Annotated in this window: 16 protein-coding genes, 1 tRNA gene and 2 other annotated features; of the genes, 13 read left to right on the top strand and 4 right to left on the bottom strand. The window is 29.9% G+C overall.

The window, feature by feature from the left end:
- Nucleotides 1-10: 10 nt before the first annotated feature.
- Complete coding sequence (dapA, locus tag L1S47_RS16450; RefSeq protein WP_238884878.1) at nt 11-892, bottom strand: 4-hydroxy-tetrahydrodipicolinate synthase; 882 nt, start codon at nt 890-892, stop codon at nt 11-13.
- A gap of 124 nt (nt 893-1016) precedes the next feature.
- On the bottom strand, nt 1017-2006 hold the full coding sequence (locus L1S47_RS16445) for an aspartate-semialdehyde dehydrogenase (RefSeq protein ID WP_238884876.1): 990 nt from the start codon (nt 2004-2006) through the stop codon (nt 1017-1019).
- A 269-nt stretch (nt 2007-2275) separates the two neighbouring features.
- On the opposite strand from L1S47_RS16445, the gene L1S47_RS16440 reads away from it, so the two are divergent.
- From L1S47_RS16440 to hslO, 3 genes are all read left to right on the top strand, one after another.
- Nucleotides 2276-2527, top strand: coding sequence for a small, acid-soluble spore protein, alpha/beta type (locus tag L1S47_RS16440; protein WP_202766459.1), 252 nt, complete (start codon nt 2276-2278; stop codon nt 2525-2527).
- A gap of 62 nt (nt 2528-2589) precedes the next feature.
- Nucleotides 2590-3327, top strand: a complete 738-nt coding sequence (locus L1S47_RS16435) for a class I SAM-dependent methyltransferase (RefSeq protein WP_238884868.1) — start codon at nt 2590-2592, stop codon at nt 3325-3327.
- Between the two features lie 12 nt (nt 3328-3339).
- Entirely contained in the window at nt 3340-4230 is an 891-nt protein-coding gene (gene hslO / locus L1S47_RS16430) for an Hsp33 family molecular chaperone HslO (RefSeq protein WP_202766457.1), read from the top strand.
- A gap of 49 nt (nt 4231-4279) precedes the next feature.
- On the opposite strand, the gene L1S47_RS16425 is transcribed toward hslO, so the two are convergent.
- Together L1S47_RS16425 and L1S47_RS16420 are read right to left on the bottom strand one after the other, a co-directional pair.
- A tRNA-Cys gene (locus L1S47_RS16425) sits at nt 4280-4353 on the bottom strand.
- A gap of 120 nt (nt 4354-4473) precedes the next feature.
- Complete coding sequence (locus L1S47_RS16420) at nt 4474-5181, bottom strand: DUF6873 family GME fold protein (protein ID WP_238884866.1); 708 nt, start codon at nt 5179-5181, stop codon at nt 4474-4476.
- Nucleotides 5182-5324: 143 nt separating this feature from the next.
- Here L1S47_RS16420 and ytxC point away from each other — a divergent pair, with 143 nt between their 5' ends.
- The 10 genes from ytxC (at nt 5325) to zapA (ending at nt 15347) form a co-directional block, all read left to right on the top strand.
- Nucleotides 5325-6218, top strand: a complete 894-nt coding sequence (gene ytxC, locus L1S47_RS16415; protein ID WP_238884864.1) for a putative sporulation protein YtxC — start codon at nt 5325-5327, stop codon at nt 6216-6218.
- 232 nt (nt 6219-6450) lie between these two features.
- Nucleotides 6451-6568 (top strand) — a sequence feature (ribosomal protein L20 leader region).
- 20 nt (nt 6569-6588) lie between these two features.
- Nucleotides 6589-7110 (top strand): translation initiation factor IF-3, encoded by a 522-nt coding sequence (infC, locus tag L1S47_RS16410; protein WP_202766454.1) that lies wholly within the window; start codon nt 6589-6591, stop codon nt 7108-7110.
- Nucleotides 7111-7129: 19 nt separating this feature from the next.
- Nucleotides 7130-7327 carry a 50S ribosomal protein L35 gene (gene rpmI, locus L1S47_RS16405; RefSeq protein ID WP_202766453.1) on the top strand — a complete coding sequence of 66 codons (198 nt, stop codon included), beginning with the start codon at nt 7130-7132 and terminating at the stop codon, nt 7325-7327.
- Between the two features lie 27 nt (nt 7328-7354).
- Nucleotides 7355-7714 carry a 50S ribosomal protein L20 gene (gene rplT / locus L1S47_RS16400; RefSeq protein WP_202766452.1) on the top strand — a complete coding sequence of 120 codons (360 nt, stop codon included), beginning with the start codon at nt 7355-7357 and terminating at the stop codon, nt 7712-7714.
- A gap of 144 nt (nt 7715-7858) precedes the next feature.
- Nucleotides 7859-9205: a TrkH family potassium uptake protein gene (locus L1S47_RS16395; protein ID WP_238884862.1), complete on the top strand. Its 1347-nt coding sequence runs from the start codon at nt 7859-7861 to the stop codon at nt 9203-9205.
- Nucleotides 9206-9215: 10 nt separating this feature from the next.
- A complete protein-coding gene (locus L1S47_RS16390) occupies nt 9216-9884 on the top strand; it encodes a TrkA family potassium uptake protein (protein ID WP_202766450.1) in 669 nt (222 codons plus the stop codon).
- A gap of 15 nt (nt 9885-9899) precedes the next feature.
- Nucleotides 9900-10691 (top strand): RNA methyltransferase, encoded by a 792-nt coding sequence (locus tag L1S47_RS16385; RefSeq protein ID WP_238884860.1) that lies wholly within the window; start codon nt 9900-9902, stop codon nt 10689-10691.
- 38 nt (nt 10692-10729) lie between these two features.
- Nucleotides 10730-10987, top strand: a binding site (T-box leader).
- A gap of 175 nt (nt 10988-11162) precedes the next feature.
- On the top strand, nt 11163-12182 hold the full coding sequence (gene pheS / locus L1S47_RS16380) for a phenylalanine--tRNA ligase subunit alpha (RefSeq protein WP_238884857.1): 1020 nt from the start codon (nt 11163-11165) through the stop codon (nt 12180-12182).
- 19 nt (nt 12183-12201) lie between these two features.
- Nucleotides 12202-14586: a phenylalanine--tRNA ligase subunit beta gene (gene pheT / locus L1S47_RS16375; protein ID WP_238884834.1), complete on the top strand. Its 2385-nt coding sequence runs from the start codon at nt 12202-12204 to the stop codon at nt 14584-14586.
- Between the two features lie 215 nt (nt 14587-14801).
- A complete protein-coding gene (gene zapA, locus L1S47_RS16370; RefSeq protein WP_238884832.1) occupies nt 14802-15347 on the top strand; it encodes a cell division protein ZapA in 546 nt (181 codons plus the stop codon).
- The last annotated feature ends 28 nt before the right edge of the window (nt 15348-15375 follow it).

Genomic DNA, 15375 nt, shown 5'->3' with positions numbered 1-15375 from the left:
AACAGTCCTCCTATTTTACAAGACCATGCTTTTTTAAAGATTCTAATAACTTAAGTTTATTTTCTTCTTCCATATTATAAAGTGGTAGTCTAAGATCTCCAACCTCATAACCCATTAAATTTAATGCTGTTTTAACAGGAATAGGGTTTGTTTCAATAAACAAATTATTTGTAAGGGTCAGATAATCTAATTGTAATTCTAAGGCACCTTGTAAATCTCCATCAAAATAACGACTACACATTGTGTGAACAACAGAAGGTACAATATTTGATAAAACAGATATTACGCCTTTACCACCTAAAGATAATATTGGGAGTATTTGATCATCATTTCCTGAATATATATCTATTTTTCCTCTTAATTTAGATGCAATTTCTACAATCTGGCTTATATTACCAGAGGCTTCTTTAACTGCTACAATATTTTTAAGTTTAGAAAGTTCCTCTAAAGATTTAGGCGTAATATTCATACCAGTTCTTGATGGAACATTATAAACTATAATTGGTATATTTATTGAATCATTTATTGCCTTAAAATGTTCAAACAAACCTCTTTTTGAAGTTTTATTATAGTAAGGGTTTATAACTAAAACACCATCAACACCTATGCTTTCAGCCCAAACACTCATTTCTATTGAAGCCTTTGTATTGTTTGTTCCTGTACCAGCAATTACGGGAATGCGTTTATTAACTTTTTCTACAGTAAATGATATGGTAGCTTTGCGTTCTGCTTCTGTCATGGTAGAAGCTTCGCCAGTTGTACCACAAACAATAATAGCATCTGTTCCTTCTTGTATTTGCCATTCAATTAATTCTTCAAGTTTATTAAAATTAACGCCTTCATTATCAAAGGGAGTTATTATAGCAACACCTGCACCAGTAAAAATAGACATGGGGTTTACCTCCAAATTTATATTCATAGGAAAGAATAAGTTTTTTTATCCTATGTATAGTATTATAAATGTATTTCAATAAAGAAGGGTAAAAATATTCAATACCTTTACCCTTTATTGATTCTTATTTTTTTGAAATAATAAGTTCAGCTATTTGTATAGCATTAAGAGCAGCGCCTTTTCTGATGTTATCAGCAACAACCCAAAGATTTAAACCATTATCTATGGAAAAATCTCTTCTAATTCTACCAACAAAAACATCATCTTTTCCACTAAATAAAAGTGGGGTAGGGTATTTATCTTCTTTGATATTATCATATACAACCACACCAGTAGAGTTGCTTAGAAGAGAAAAAATATCTTCTATTTTATAATCATTTATAAGTTCTAAGTTTATACTCTCGGAATGAGAATTTAATACTGGAACCCTTACAGTAGTAGCTGTAATCTTTAAATCTTGATTATGAAGTATTTTCTTTGTTTCTTCAATCATTTTAATTTCTTCTTTAGTATAGCCATTCTCTAAAAATACGTCGATTTGAGGAATAACATTTCCTGCAATTGGATAAGGAAACTTTTTAGGTGCATTACCTTTTATTCCATCCTCTAAATCTTTAATGCCTTGAACGCCAGCCCCAGAAACTGCTTGATAAGTAGAATAAACAATTCTTTTAATACCGTACTTATCTTGAATTGGCTTTAAAGCAACCATAGCTTGAATTGTTGAACAGTTTGGATTTGCTATTATTCCTTTGTGCCAACTAATATCTTCAGGATTTACTTCTGGTACCACTAATGGTACTTCAGGATCCATTCTCCAAGCACTTGAGTTATCAATTACTGTAGCCCCATATTTAGAAAAGATAGGAGCAAATGTTTTTGAAGTATCTCCCCCTGCTGAAAATAGAGCAAAGTCAATTTTCTTATCTTTTATGTTTTTTTCTACAGTAGCTTCTACAAGGATATCTTGTCCTTTGAACTTTAAAGTTTTTCCTTCACTTCTCTCAGAAGCAAAAAGATAAAGTTCTTTTACTGGAAAATTTCTTTCCTCAAGAATTTCAATGAATTTTCTACCTACGTTTCCAGTAGCCCCAACTATTGCCACGTTATACAAAATAATCCCCTCCTAAATATTATATAGGGTTTTTATAGAAAACTTAATTTATTCTTGTTTGAAAATGTCAGCTTGTGGACATTTTCAGGCATGAATAAATTATTAGTTGAACTTAAAACCCTAAAAATGATTTTAAAATCATCATAATTTTACTATAGTGAAATGTCACATAAATATCAAGTTTTTTAGAAAATTTATATCATATGTAGGTATATTTTTTAAATTTTAATAGCAGAATAGAAGATGAAATAACTTTATGGGGGTAAATTATGACAAAAACACCACTTAAAAAGATTATTAAGTCTAAAATTAAAGCTAATAAACAATTAACTGAAGCAGAATTATTAAGAGAAAAAATTAAATATGAAATTGCTGATGAGTTAGGACTTAAAGAGAAAGTGGATGAATTTGGCTGGTCAGGACTTACAGCAGAAGAAACAGGAAGAATTGGGGGTATAATGACAAAAAGAAAAAGAATGCTTAAAATTCCTAGCAATGATGAAATTTTAGGTAGAAAATAAGTTGACTTATGATATTATAATTTATAATATAATTTAGTAAGATTTTCTTTGGGGGACATATTATGAGTCAATATAAAAATTTATCCAATATATATGATAATTTAATATATGAGGATATAGATTATGAAAAAATATCAGATTTTATTATGAATGTTGCTAAGTTACATAATATTAATAATGATAAATACTTAGATCTAGCAACAGGAACAGGAAATGTAGCAAAATATATATGCAAAAATTTTAGAGAAAACTTTCTTGTAGATTTATCGGAAGAAATGTTAATGGAAGCTGGCGAAAAAGTAAGGAAAAATAAAAGTAATGCTAAAGTAGTATTGCAAGACATGAGGTATCTTGAATTAAATAGAAAATTTAATTTAATAACTTGTGTTTTAGATTCTACTAATTATATTTTATCTACTGAAGATTTAAGACTATATTTTAATGGGGTATATAATCATCTTGAGGATAATGGGATTTTTATATTCGATATAAATTCTAGTTATAAGATTAAAGAGGTATTAGGAAATAATATTTTTAATTATAATACAGATGAAATATTTTATTCTTGGGAAAACTATATAGAGGATAATGTAGTTGAAATGGAGCTTACTTTTTTTGTTAAAGAGGGTACTAATTATAGAAGATTTGAGGAGTATCATAGAGAAAGGGCTTATGAAGAAAAAGAGATTGAGGATATTATATCATCTATTGGATTTGAAATTTTAGGTAAGCATGATGACTACACTGAGACTTCAGTAATGCCTGAATCAGAAAGAATTGTATATATATTAAAAAAATAGGAGGAATTATAAATGGAAGATAGAATTATTAAAGCCACTGCAAAAGGTGGTTATATTAGAATAATTGCAGGTCAAACAACAAATTTAGTTCAAGAAGGTGCCAGAATCCATGATTGCACACCCACTGCTGCATCTGCGCTAGGTAGAATGTTAACTGGGGCTGCGCTTATGAGTACAATGTTAAAATCTGATAAAGAGGTAATTACATTGCAAATTAAGGGGGGAGGAGAAGCTAAGGGAGTTACTGTTACAGCATATAGTGATGCTACAGTTAAAGGATTTATAGGAAATCCTTATGTTAACCCACCTTTAAATTCAGTAGGTAAGCTAGATGTTGGAGGAGCTATAGGGAAAAATGGTAGTTTAACAGTTATTAAAGATCTTGGCTTAAAAGATCCATATGTTGGACAAGTTCCGATTCATTCTGGAGAAATTGCAGAAGACCTTTCTTATTATTTTACAGTTTCGGAGCAAACACCTTCAGCAGTAGCGTTAGGTGTGTTAGTTGATAGAGATTATTCAATTAAGGCGTCAGGTGGATTTATTATTCAAATGATGCCCGGTGCAGATGAGTTTATTGCAGATATAATAACCTATAGACTTGAAGAAATACCTCAACTAACATCTATGCTTTCACAAGGAAAGAGTATCGAGGATATAATTAAATATATATTCGAGGATATGGACTTAAAAATAAACGAGACAATTTATCCAGAGTATAAATGTAACTGCTCAAGAGAAAGAATGGAAAGAGCATTTTTAAGTATTGGAGAAAAAGATTTAACTGAAATTTATGAAGAAGGTAAAGAAGAAGAGTTAATATGTCATTTCTGTAATACAGCTTATAAGTTTACCAATGAAGAGGTAGGAGAGCTGTTAAAGCAAGTTAAGAAAGATAAATAAAGAGTTGTTTAAACATAAAAAAGCAGAGTGGAAACTCTGCTTTTTTGTTTGGAGGCGCCACCCGGATTTGAACCGGGGGTAAAGGTTTTGCAGACCTCTGCCTTACCACTTGGCTATAGCGCCATGATTTATAAATCTATTTTAGATATTTCAAATATAAAAGTCAATAAAGGAATATATATTTTTTTTGCAACTTAAAATTATATTCAACATGTATTAGTTTTATACATAAAATAATATAGCTTAAGATAAAGTGAATAGAGACCCACGATCGACTAAGGGCCCTTTTCTAAGACATATAGGTTCGATATCATATTTTTTTAAGAATTTTATAACTTCATTCCCTTGATTGTAATAAGATAAATCGCCGAAAATGCCAAGTTCGTTAGAAGATAATAACCCAGTTGAACCCCCAATGAATCCATAGTTTAAACCTGGAAGAAGAATATCTCCTGGATTTAATAGAAGTATATCAAAACCATATTCTATTAATGTTTTATAAATTCCTTTATCTGAGGTAATTAAAGCTTTCTCTCTTAAGATTACTGTGGAGCACTTAGCATATCCTTGTTTTATATTTATTTTTACTTTATCTTTTGAAAAATCTAATAAGGAAGAATCTGTATACTTTAGATTATGAATTAAATAACTTTTTAGAACTATAGCATTTAAAGAAATATTTTCAGGGTATGTGGAACCTATAAATCCATTAGAAAGTTTGAATTTAATATTTAGGTTATTTAATTGTTCTAAAAATGTTGAATCTATATCTTTATTAATAATTAATGAAAAATCTTCTGAATTAATTAATGAAAGTTGAATATCTGGGTGTCCATCAATAGCATTGTATAGTTTAGAGAATTTTGGAACCTTTATTATACTATCTACATATTTTGATAAGTTAGTCATTTCTTCATCAGAAGTTCTATAGTCGACAAAAGCTATATTCATTATCTCACATCCTAATAAATCTCTTAATTTAAGGATAATGTCATATGAGGATTTAATCAATAGAATTGTCGATAATTGATAATTTATTTCTGTATATGCTATGAAAATTAATACATACTATAGGTAAGAAGGGAGTGAATATAATGCTTGTTCTTTCTTTAGCATATGATGGTGAAGTGAATTTCATAGAAGATATACAAGAAATAAGAGCCCTTTTTAAAGAGAAAAATATCCATTTAGGTGTTTCAGAGAGTCTTGAAGGAGAGACTCATTTTATAAAGATTTTTTGTGATGAAGAAGAAGATAAGAAGATATTAAATCTAATTCAATTATATATAAGTAATATACTTTATAAGTTGGTAATAAATACGTATAAAAATAAAGCTTTATTTGAATATTTAAATGATACTTTTTTCTTTTTAAAGCATGATGAGATATTAGAAGTTGAAGATAGAATAATGAAAATTCTTAATGGAGACGAAATAATTAAAGACGAAAATTCTGTATACTGTTATAATAGAATAAATAATATAATTGAAAAGATTAAAATATGCATGGAAGAAAATCATAATATAAATATAAATGGATTTATAACCTTCAGAATGAAGGAATTGGCGTTAGATATAGAAGATATTATTGATAAAGTAGTTGAGAAATACTTAGTTGAAAAAGAATACAAAGAATTTATTAAGCTTCTTAAGTATTTTGTTGATATTCAAGAGAGTAAAATTAAAGAGGTCAATTTAATAGTTCAAGATGAAGGCATTTATAGAATAATCGATGAAAGTGGAAAAGATTTATATGAAGATTTTTTAAAGGAAATTGGTGAGTGTAAGTTAGGAAGTAATACAAATATGGAGGATGTTATCATAAGTGGTCTTATTACTAATGCTCCACAAAATATCATTATCCATAGAAGAGAATTTTGCCAGAATCCTGAGTTCCTAGAAACAATCGAGCAAGTATTTGAGAGTAGGGTTATATATTGTGAAGGTTGCAAATCATGTGTTTCTAGTAGAGTAAAAATTAAAAAGTAAAAAAATCTCAAGGCGATTATGAACCGTCGATTTTTTTCTCGCATCTGCCTTTACAAACGCATGTGAGGAAAACTTGGCAGGCGACTAATTCTATTTTTATTCTTTAATGTAGTCTAGTAAATATTTAGATTATAATTCAAACTTATAATGTTATCCAAAATCTTAAAATATTATAAATTGCTAAAAAATAAAAAAAGTGTTGACAATATTGGGATATCAGAATATAATAATTTAAGTAAAGAAGAAACAGCCGTTTCTCACCTTACAGCATTGCTAGTAGGGTTATGTTATCCCATATAATTTTTGAATTGGATAATTAAGGACGGCGTATGCCGTCCTTTTATTGTTTTTATGGGTATATTTATCGGAGGTGAACAATATTAATAAGAATTTTGCTGTTAATGAAGAAATTAGAGAAAAAGAAATTAGAGTTATTGCTGATGACGGTGAACAGTTAGGAGTAATATCTACTAAGGAAGCTTTAAGGATTGCTGAGGAAAAGGACTTAGACTTAGTTATGATTTCACCAACTGCGAATCCACCAGTATGTAAAATCATGGACTTAGGTAAGTACATCTACGAACAATCTAAAAAAGAAAAAGAAGCTAAGAAAAAGCAAAACGTTATTAATTTGAAAGAAGTAAGAATGAGTCCAACAATTGAGGAACACGACATTAATATAAAAGCAAATAATGCTCGTAAGTTCTTAGATGATGGAGATAAAGTAAAGATTACCGTAAGATTTAGAGGAAGAGAAGCTGATTATTCACACGTAGGTAGAAAAATACTAGATAACTTCTTCTCAAAATTAGAAGAGGTTTGTGTGATAGAAAAGGCAGCTAAGTTAGAGGGCCGTAATATGACAATGATTTTGGCTCCAAAGAAAGTGTAACTGAGAGGAGGATTTTATCATGCCAAAAATGAAAACTCATAGAGGTGCAGCAAAGAGATTTAAGAAGACAGGTACAGGAAAATTAAAGAGAGCTAAAGCTTTCAAGAGCCATATCTTAACAAAGAAAAGCTCAAAGAGAAAGAGAAATCTTAGAACTACAGCATATGTATCACCAGCACAAGAAAAAGTAATGAAGAAATTATTACCATATCTATAATAGAGTAGATCGTAGGAGGTTTAAAATATGGCAAGAGTTAAGAGAGCTGTGAACGCTCGTAAGAATCATAAAAAAGTTTTAAAACTTGCAAAAGGATATTACGGTGGAAAAAGCAGATTATTTAGAACAGCTAATGAATCAGTAATTAGAGCATTAAGAAATGCTTATGTAGGAAGAAAGTTAAAGAAAAGAGACTATAGAAGTCTTTGGATAGCAAGAATAAATGCAGCTACAAGAATAAATGGACTTTCATACTCAAAGTTCATGAATGGAATTAAGTTAGCTGGACTTGATATAAATAGAAAAATGTTATCTGAAATTGCTATTAATGATCCAAAAGCATTTGCAGATTTAGTTGAAATAGCAAAAAAACAAATTAACGGATAATATATAAAATGCGGCTTAGGTCGCATTTTTGTTTTATATAATGATAAAAACTTTATTGGACAATTAATATAACCATTACCATTACCATTTATTTGGGTTATAATAGAAGTATTATTATATTTTGTTGTTTTTGGAGTGATAGTTATGCAGTATAAATTAACAAAAAATATTGGATTTAACGCAGTTCAGGTACTGTCATTAGGTTTCTTTACAGTAATACTAATAGGCGGAATTATACTTTCTCTTCCAATTGCTTCGGCAAATGGAGAATATACAAATTTTATAGATGCGCTATTTACTTCTACAACTTCTGTGTGTGTAACTGGTCTCGTAACAGTCGATACTGGAACACATTGGAATTACTTTGGTAAGACAGTTATAATGTTATTAATTGAGATTGGTGGACTTGGATTTATGTCCTTTGCCACTTTAATAGCAATTATTATAGGTAAAAAAATAACATTAAAAGAAAGGCTTCTTATGCAAGAAGCAATGAATACTTTTAGCTTTCAAGGTATGGTTAAAATGGTGAAATATGTACTAGTATTTACATTTTCAGTGCAGCTTCTTGGAGCATTACTTTTAGCTACTCAGTTTATTCCAGAACTTGGAGTAGGGAAAGGGATTTATTATAGTATATTTCACTCAGTTTCGGCATTTTGCAATGCGGGAATAGATATAATTGGAAATTTCAATTCAGTCACAGCATATCATAACAATCCAGTAATATTGCTTACAATAAGTTTTCTTATAATAATTGGTGGGCTCGGATTTACTGTATGGACAGAGATATATAATTTAAAATCCTTTAGGAAAATTACAACTCATTCAAAGGTCGTAATACTAGTAACAGCAATATTATTAATTGGTGGAACTGTTTTAATGCTGGCATTTGAATGGAATAATCCTAATACTATGAAGGGCTTTTCCATGCCAGAAAAGTTATTAAACTCATGGTTTGCATCTGTATCACCAAGAACAGCAGGATTTAATTCCATATCAACAGATGGAATGTCAGGTGCTGGGAAGTTTTTGACAATTGTACTTATGTTTATAGGTGGATCTCCAGGGTCAACAGCTGGCGGAATTAAAACAACAACTCTAGGGATTCTAGTCTTAACATTAATAGGAGTAGTAAAAGGTAGAGAAGATACCGAGGTCTTTGGCAAAAGATTCTCAAAAGATTTAGTATATAAGGCATTTACAGTATTCTTTGTTGGACTTACTATAGTAATTATTATGACAATGTTATTATCTATTACTGAAGTAGGTGCATCTTTTGAATATATATTATATGAGGTGACGTCTGCATTTGGAACTGTAGGATTAACTCTTGGATTAACACCAAATCTTACATGGATAGGGAAGCTACTAATAATCTTTACTATGTATTTAGGAAGAGTTGGGCCTCTTACAGTTGCATTAGCATTAACTAAAATCAAAACTAGTAAAGGTATAAGATATCCAGAGGATAAGGTTTTAATAGGATAGGAGAGAAATTATGAGTAATAAACAATTTGTAGTTATAGGTTTAGGTAGATTTGGAACTTCAGTAGCCAAAACATTATATAGCTTGGGTCATGATGTGTTAGTAATAGATAAAGATGAAGAGTTAATACAAGAAATATCGGATTCAGTAACTCATGCAGTACAAATGGACTCTACAGATGAAAATGCATTGAGAACTTTAGGAATAAGAAATTTTGATGTGGCTGTTATAACTATAGGGTCTAACATTCAGGCAAGTGTTATGACAACATTATTAGTTAAGGAATTAGGGGTAAAATATATTATATGTAAAGGTGCGAGCGACTTGCATGCTAAGGTTCTATATAAAATAGGAGCAGATAGAGTAATACAACCTGAAAAAGATATGGGCGTGAGAGTGGCACATAATCTTGTATCATCTAATATTCTTGATTATATAGAATTATCATCAGATTATAGTATAATTGAAATTGAAGCTCCAAAAGAGTGGCATAATATGAGTTTAAGAGAATTAAACTTAAGAAGTAGATATGGAATTAATGTTATGGCTATAAAAAAGGATGAGGATGTTAATATATCACCATCTCCAGATGAAACAATAGATGGAAATGACATTCTTGTTGCAATAGGGTCTGCTGAGGATTTAACTAAGTTAGAAGACTTTGTAATAAAAAAGAGTTAGTGAGGTACTTATATTTTGATTAAAATAGAAAGCAAAGAAAATTCTATTTTTAAAGAAGCTAAAAATTTAAAAAATAGGAAAGAAAGAAAGAAAACAGGTAAGTTTTTAGTTGAAGGTTTTAGATTTTTATCAGAAGCTTTTAAAAGTACTTGTTCTGTAGATATTATATTTCTTGCTGAAAATGAAATAGAAAAGTTTAATATTTATTTTAATAAAGAAGAACTAAAAAACACAAAGGTTTTTTTATTAGATTCCAAGTTACTACAGATGTTATGTAATACCGAAGCTCCTCAAGGAGTAGTGGGGGTCGTAAATGTAAAAAATTCAGAAATAAAGAAAGATGGATTTTATGTATTATGCGATCAGGTTCAGGATCCAGGTAACTTAGGTACTATAATTAGAACCTCTCATGCAGCTGGGGCATCAGGAGTTATAATCACAAAAGGGACAGTTGATCCATATAATGATAAAACATTAAGATCAACAATGGGTTCGATATTTCATATACCAATTATAGAGGATATGAACTTTGAAGTAATTAATGGGTTGAAAAATCAAGGTTATGATATTTTGGCTTCAAGTTTAGATACAGATAAAAATTTCTTTCAAGAGGATATAACTAATAATTTAGTAATATGTGTTGGGAATGAAGGAAATGGAATAAGCGATTATATTTATAGTTTATCAAGTAAATTAGTTAAAATTCCAATGCCTGGTGGAGCAGAGTCATTAAATGTTTCAACTGCTGCGGCGATAATGATTTATGAAAGAATAAGACAAAATATGCTAAAAGGTATTGAATTCTAGTAAAATTATGAGTATAATCTTTATTATGAAATTTATATTGAAAGACTGTGAATGAGAAAGTAGATATAAGTAAACTTCTTAAGGGAGAGAAGGTCATAGACTGAGAGCCTTCTTAGTAGTTTTTATATTGAAGTTCCCTCAGGAGTCCTAATGGTGAAGTTTTTAGTTTCTTTGATGAAAACTAATTTTTAGTTAGAGGTTTGGAAACACAAAATAGTAGTCATTAGCGGGAAACCGTTATTTAATGAGTGAGCATATGCTAATTAGGGTGGTACCACGGATACCCCGTCCCTTTGTTTGGGACGGGGATTTTATTTTGTATTATAAGGTTTTAATCTTAAAATTAAAGCCTAATATAGGGTTTTTTGTAGGAAACTTAATTTATTTTTGTTTGATTTCAGGCATGGATAAGTTATTAGTTGAACATAAAAACCTAATATATAACTTTTAAGAAAGAAAGGAGAATTTTTAATGAAAGAAAAGTTAGTTGAAATAAAAGAGGCTGCTTTAGCTGAATTAAAAAATGCAAAGATTTCATCAGAAGTTGAAAATCTAAGAGTAAAGTTTCTTGGGAAAAAAGGAGAATTAACTTCAATTTTAAGAGGAATGGGAGGGCTTTCAGCAGATGAAAGACCACTCATTGGTAAGTTAGCAAATGAAGTAAGAGCTGAGATTGAAGCAAAATTAGAAGAAGTAACAAAAGTAATTAAAGATAAAGAAAAAAATGAGAAAATTGCTAATGAAGTTATTGATATAACAATGCCTGGTAAGAAAAATACTATTGGTAAAAGACATCCTTTAGATTTAACACTAGAATCAATGAAGGAAATCTTTATATCTATGGGATTTACCATAGAAGATGGTCCGGAAGTAGAATTAGATCATTATAACTTTGAGGCTTTAAATATTCCAAAGAATCACCCTGCAAGAAGTGAACAAGATACTTTTTATGTGAATGATTCTTTAGTTTTAAGAACTCAAACATCTCCAGTTCAAATAAGAGTTATGGAGAAACAAACTCCACCTATTAAGATGATCTCACCAGGAAAGGTATATAGAAGTGATGCAGTAGATGCTACACATTCACCTATATTCTACCAAATGGAAGGATTGGTTATAGATAAGGGAATTACATTTGCAGATTTAAAAGGAACTTTAGAATTATTTGCAAAGAAGATGTTTGGAGATAAGGTGCAAACTAAATTTAGACCTCACCACTTCCCATTTACAGAACCATCAGCCGAAATGGATGCTACATGCTTTGTATGTCAAGGAGAAGGATGCAGAGTTTGTAAAGGTTCAGGCTGGATAGAGCTACTTGGATGTGGAATGGTTCATCCTCAAGTTTTAAGAAATTGTGGAATTGATCCAGAGGTTTATAGCGGATTTGCTTTTGGATTTGGAGTAGATAGAATGGTTATGCTTAAATATGGCATAGATGATATTAGACTTCTATATGAAAGTGATATGAGATTTTTAAATCAGTTCTAGAATAGAAAGGAGTAATTATATGAAAGTACCAGTTTATTGGCTAAAGGATTATATAAATATAGATATTAACGGAAAAGAGCTAGGGGATAGATTAACACTATCTGGTTCAAAGGTTGAAGAAGTAATAATTTCAGGAGATGAAATTAAAAATGTGGTTACTGGAAAAATAGTTAAGATAGAGGCGCATCCAGATGCAGAGAAATTAGTAATATGTCAACTAGATGTAGCAGCAGAAGAATTAGTTCAAATTGTAACAGGGGCTAATAATATGAAAGAGGGAGATATCGTTCCTGTAGCATTACATGGTGCAATACTACCTAATGATTTGAAGATCAAAAAAGGTAAACTTAGAGGTGTTGTTTCAAATGGAATGATGTGTTCTGAGGAGGAATTAGGTATTGCAGGAGATGAACCAGTACATGGGCTAATGATTTTAGATCCTAAAACTCAACTTGGAAGAGATATTAAGGATGTATTAGGCCTTAATAAGGAAGTTATTGATTTTGAGATAACATCTAATAGACCAGATTGTTTAAGCGTGATCGGAATAGCAAGAGAAACTGCTGCGACTTTAGGTACATCATTTAATATGCCAAACTTAAAATATTCAGTAGTAAAAGATAAAAATATTAATGATGAGCTTAAGGTTACTATAAATGATTCACTTTGCAGACGATATTTAGCAAGAGGTGTAAGAAATGTAAAAGTAGCTCCATCACCAGCTTGGATGCAAGAAAGACTACTAGATGCAGGAGTAAGACCTATTAATAATATAGTTGATATAACTAATTTTGTAATGTTAGAACTAGGTCAACCAATGCACGCTTTTGATAAGAGGGAAATTAGTTCAAATCATATCGTTATTGAAAGAGCTAAAGCTGGAGAAAAATTCACAACCCTAGATGAACTTGAAAGAAACTTAGATGATACTATGCTTTGTATTAAAAATGGAGAAACAACAATAGCATTAGCAGGTATTATGGGTGGTTTAGATTCTGAAATAAAAGAAGATACTACAGAAGTAATATTTGAATTTGCAAACTTTGATGGAACCAACATCAGAGTAAATTCTAAAAAGCTAAATTTAAGAACAGAAGCATCTTCAAGATTTGAAAAAGATATAGATCCTAATTTAGCACTTTTAGCAGCGGATAGAGCATGTTCATTAATTGAAGAACTTGGCTGTGGAGAGATTATTGATGGAACTATAGATGTATATCCGGAAATTAAAGAAGAAAAGGAACTTAAGGTTTCTTCAAGTTGGGTAAATAAGTTCTTAGGAACACAAATATCTAGCGAAGATATGAAGAATTTCTTAGATAGATTAGAGTTAATAACAAGTATAAATGGAGATGAACTTATTATTAAAGTCCCTACATTTAGAATAGACATAGATATTAAAGAAGATATAGCAGAAGAAATAGCAAGAATATATGGTTACAACAATATTCCAATGACTATAAGCACTAGTACAACTGAAAGAGAACCAAAGTACAAAAAAGAAAGACTTGATGATTTGGTTATTGAAACATTACTTTCATCAGGAATTAATCAATCAATAAGCTATTCATTTGTATCACCAAAGGTATTTGATGAAATAAATTTACCTAAGGATAGTGAGTTAAGAAATACTGTTAAAATAAAGAATCCATTAGGCGAAGATTATAGTATTATGAGAACTACAACAATTCCTTCAATGATGGAGTCCTTAAAAAGGAATTATTCAAGAAACAATAGCTATGTAAGACTATTCGAAATTGGAAGAACTTATATACCAAATGAAAATGAAAATGCATTACCAAAGGAAAATAATATTTTAACAATAGGAATGTATGGAGAGTGTGATTACCTTGACCTTAAGGGTGTAGTAGAAAACATACTTGATGCATTAGGTGTTATAAGAACTTCATTAGTAAGAGAAATTGACAATGTTTGCTATCACCCAGGTAAAACTGCAGCACTTTTAGTTGGAAAACAAAAGGCAGGAGTTTTTGGAGAGATACATCCAGACTTATTAGATAACTATGGCATAGACACTTTAGGATATATGGCAGAATTAAATTTAGATGTATTGTATGAGGTATCAAATACAATAAAAGCATATAAACCACTTCCAAAATTCCCAGCAGTTACTAGAGATATTGCATTATTAGTTGATGATGCTGTTTTAGTTGGAGAAATTGAAGATACTATCGTAAAAGCTGGAGGAAGCTTAGTTGAAAGAGTAACACTATTCGATATCTATAAAGGAAAACAAATACCAGAAGGTAAGAAAAGTATAGCTTACGCTATAGCCTATAGAGATGAAAATAAAACCTTAACTGATAAAGAAGTAAATAAGGTACATGATAAGATATTAAGAAGCTTAGAATATAAATTAGGAGCACAGTTAAGAGATAATTAAAAAATGTAAACAAGTAACCCTGGAATGTAGTAATAATTCCAGGGTTACTTATTGTAATAAATATAAAATATGAGGGAATCCTCAGTTATATAGAAAGTAAAAAAATATTAATTTATTCATAAAGTAAATGCTTGATTCATTGATAAATGCATGGTTATATGCTAAAATTAGTTTGTATTATGTAAAGAAGTTAAAACCTTAAAAAGAGGTGGAATATGAGTTCTGTAATAGTTAAAATAAATGGAATTGAATACAATTTAAAGGGTCAAGAAGATGAAAAATATATGAAGAGTGTTGCAGAATATGTTAATACTAAAATCATGGAATTATTAGATAAGAACCCTAAATTAAATCAACCTTCAGCTACTGTGCTTGCTGCAATTAACATATCAGATGAACTATATAAAAGTGATATGGAATACGAAGTCTTAGCTGAAAAATATAAAAGAATAAAAAAAGAAAACGAACAATTAAAGAATGAGATTCTCGAATTAAATCAATCTAAAGACATTTTAGAAGAACTAAAAAAGGAAGCTGAAAGACAAAAGCTAGAAGGACAAGAGATAGAAAAGGAATATAAAGAGCTAAGAGATAAGAATAAGGTATTATTCAATAGGAATAAGGAAATTAGTCAACAGCTTCATAACTATAAGTATAAAGTTTTGGATTTAGAAAAGAAGTACATGGATATACAATTTAAACTAGCAAGTGAAAAAGGAAAAGATAATTTACTTTTAAAGAATAAAAATAAATTGAAATAAAAGGAGTAAATAATGCTCCTTTTTTTCA

Origin of the sequence: Clostridium sp. YIM B02551 (assembly GCF_022324735.1) — a bacterium.
GTDB classification, from domain to species: domain Bacteria; phylum Bacillota; class Clostridia; order Clostridiales; family Clostridiaceae; genus Clostridium_T; species Clostridium_T paridis.
The sequence above is the reverse complement of the archived record's forward strand: the minus strand, read 5'-3'. Positions and strand labels throughout refer to the sequence as shown.

Excerpts from the sequence above, each read along its gene's own strand:
- L1S47_RS16435 (WP_238884868.1), top strand. The coding sequence starts at position 2,590 with ATGAGTCAATATAAAAATTTATCCAATATATATGATAATTTAATATAT.
- pheT (WP_238884834.1), top strand. The coding sequence starts at position 12,202 with ATGAAAGTACCAGTTTATTGGCTAAAGGATTATATAAATATAGATATT.
- zapA (WP_238884832.1), top strand. The coding sequence starts at position 14,802 with ATGAGTTCTGTAATAGTTAAAATAAATGGAATTGAATACAATTTAAAG.
- hslO (WP_202766457.1), top strand. The coding sequence starts at position 3,340 with ATGGAAGATAGAATTATTAAAGCCACTGCAAAAGGTGGTTATATTAGA.
- L1S47_RS16420 (WP_238884866.1), bottom strand. The coding sequence starts at position 5,181 with ATGAATATAGCTTTTGTCGACTATAGAACTTCTGATGAAGAAATGACT.
- pheS (WP_238884857.1), top strand. The coding sequence starts at position 11,163 with ATGAAAGAAAAGTTAGTTGAAATAAAAGAGGCTGCTTTAGCTGAATTA.
- dapA (WP_238884878.1), bottom strand. The coding sequence starts at position 892 with ATGTCTATTTTTACTGGTGCAGGTGTTGCTATAATAACTCCCTTTGAT.
- L1S47_RS16395 (WP_238884862.1), top strand. The coding sequence starts at position 7,859 with ATGCAGTATAAATTAACAAAAAATATTGGATTTAACGCAGTTCAGGTA.
- rplT (WP_202766452.1), top strand. The coding sequence starts at position 7,355 with ATGGCAAGAGTTAAGAGAGCTGTGAACGCTCGTAAGAATCATAAAAAA.
- L1S47_RS16440 (WP_202766459.1), top strand. The coding sequence starts at position 2,276 with ATGACAAAAACACCACTTAAAAAGATTATTAAGTCTAAAATTAAAGCT.
- ytxC (WP_238884864.1), top strand. The coding sequence starts at position 5,325 with ATGCTTGTTCTTTCTTTAGCATATGATGGTGAAGTGAATTTCATAGAA.
- rpmI (WP_202766453.1), top strand. The coding sequence starts at position 7,130 with ATGCCAAAAATGAAAACTCATAGAGGTGCAGCAAAGAGATTTAAGAAG.
- L1S47_RS16390 (WP_202766450.1), top strand. The coding sequence starts at position 9,216 with ATGAGTAATAAACAATTTGTAGTTATAGGTTTAGGTAGATTTGGAACT.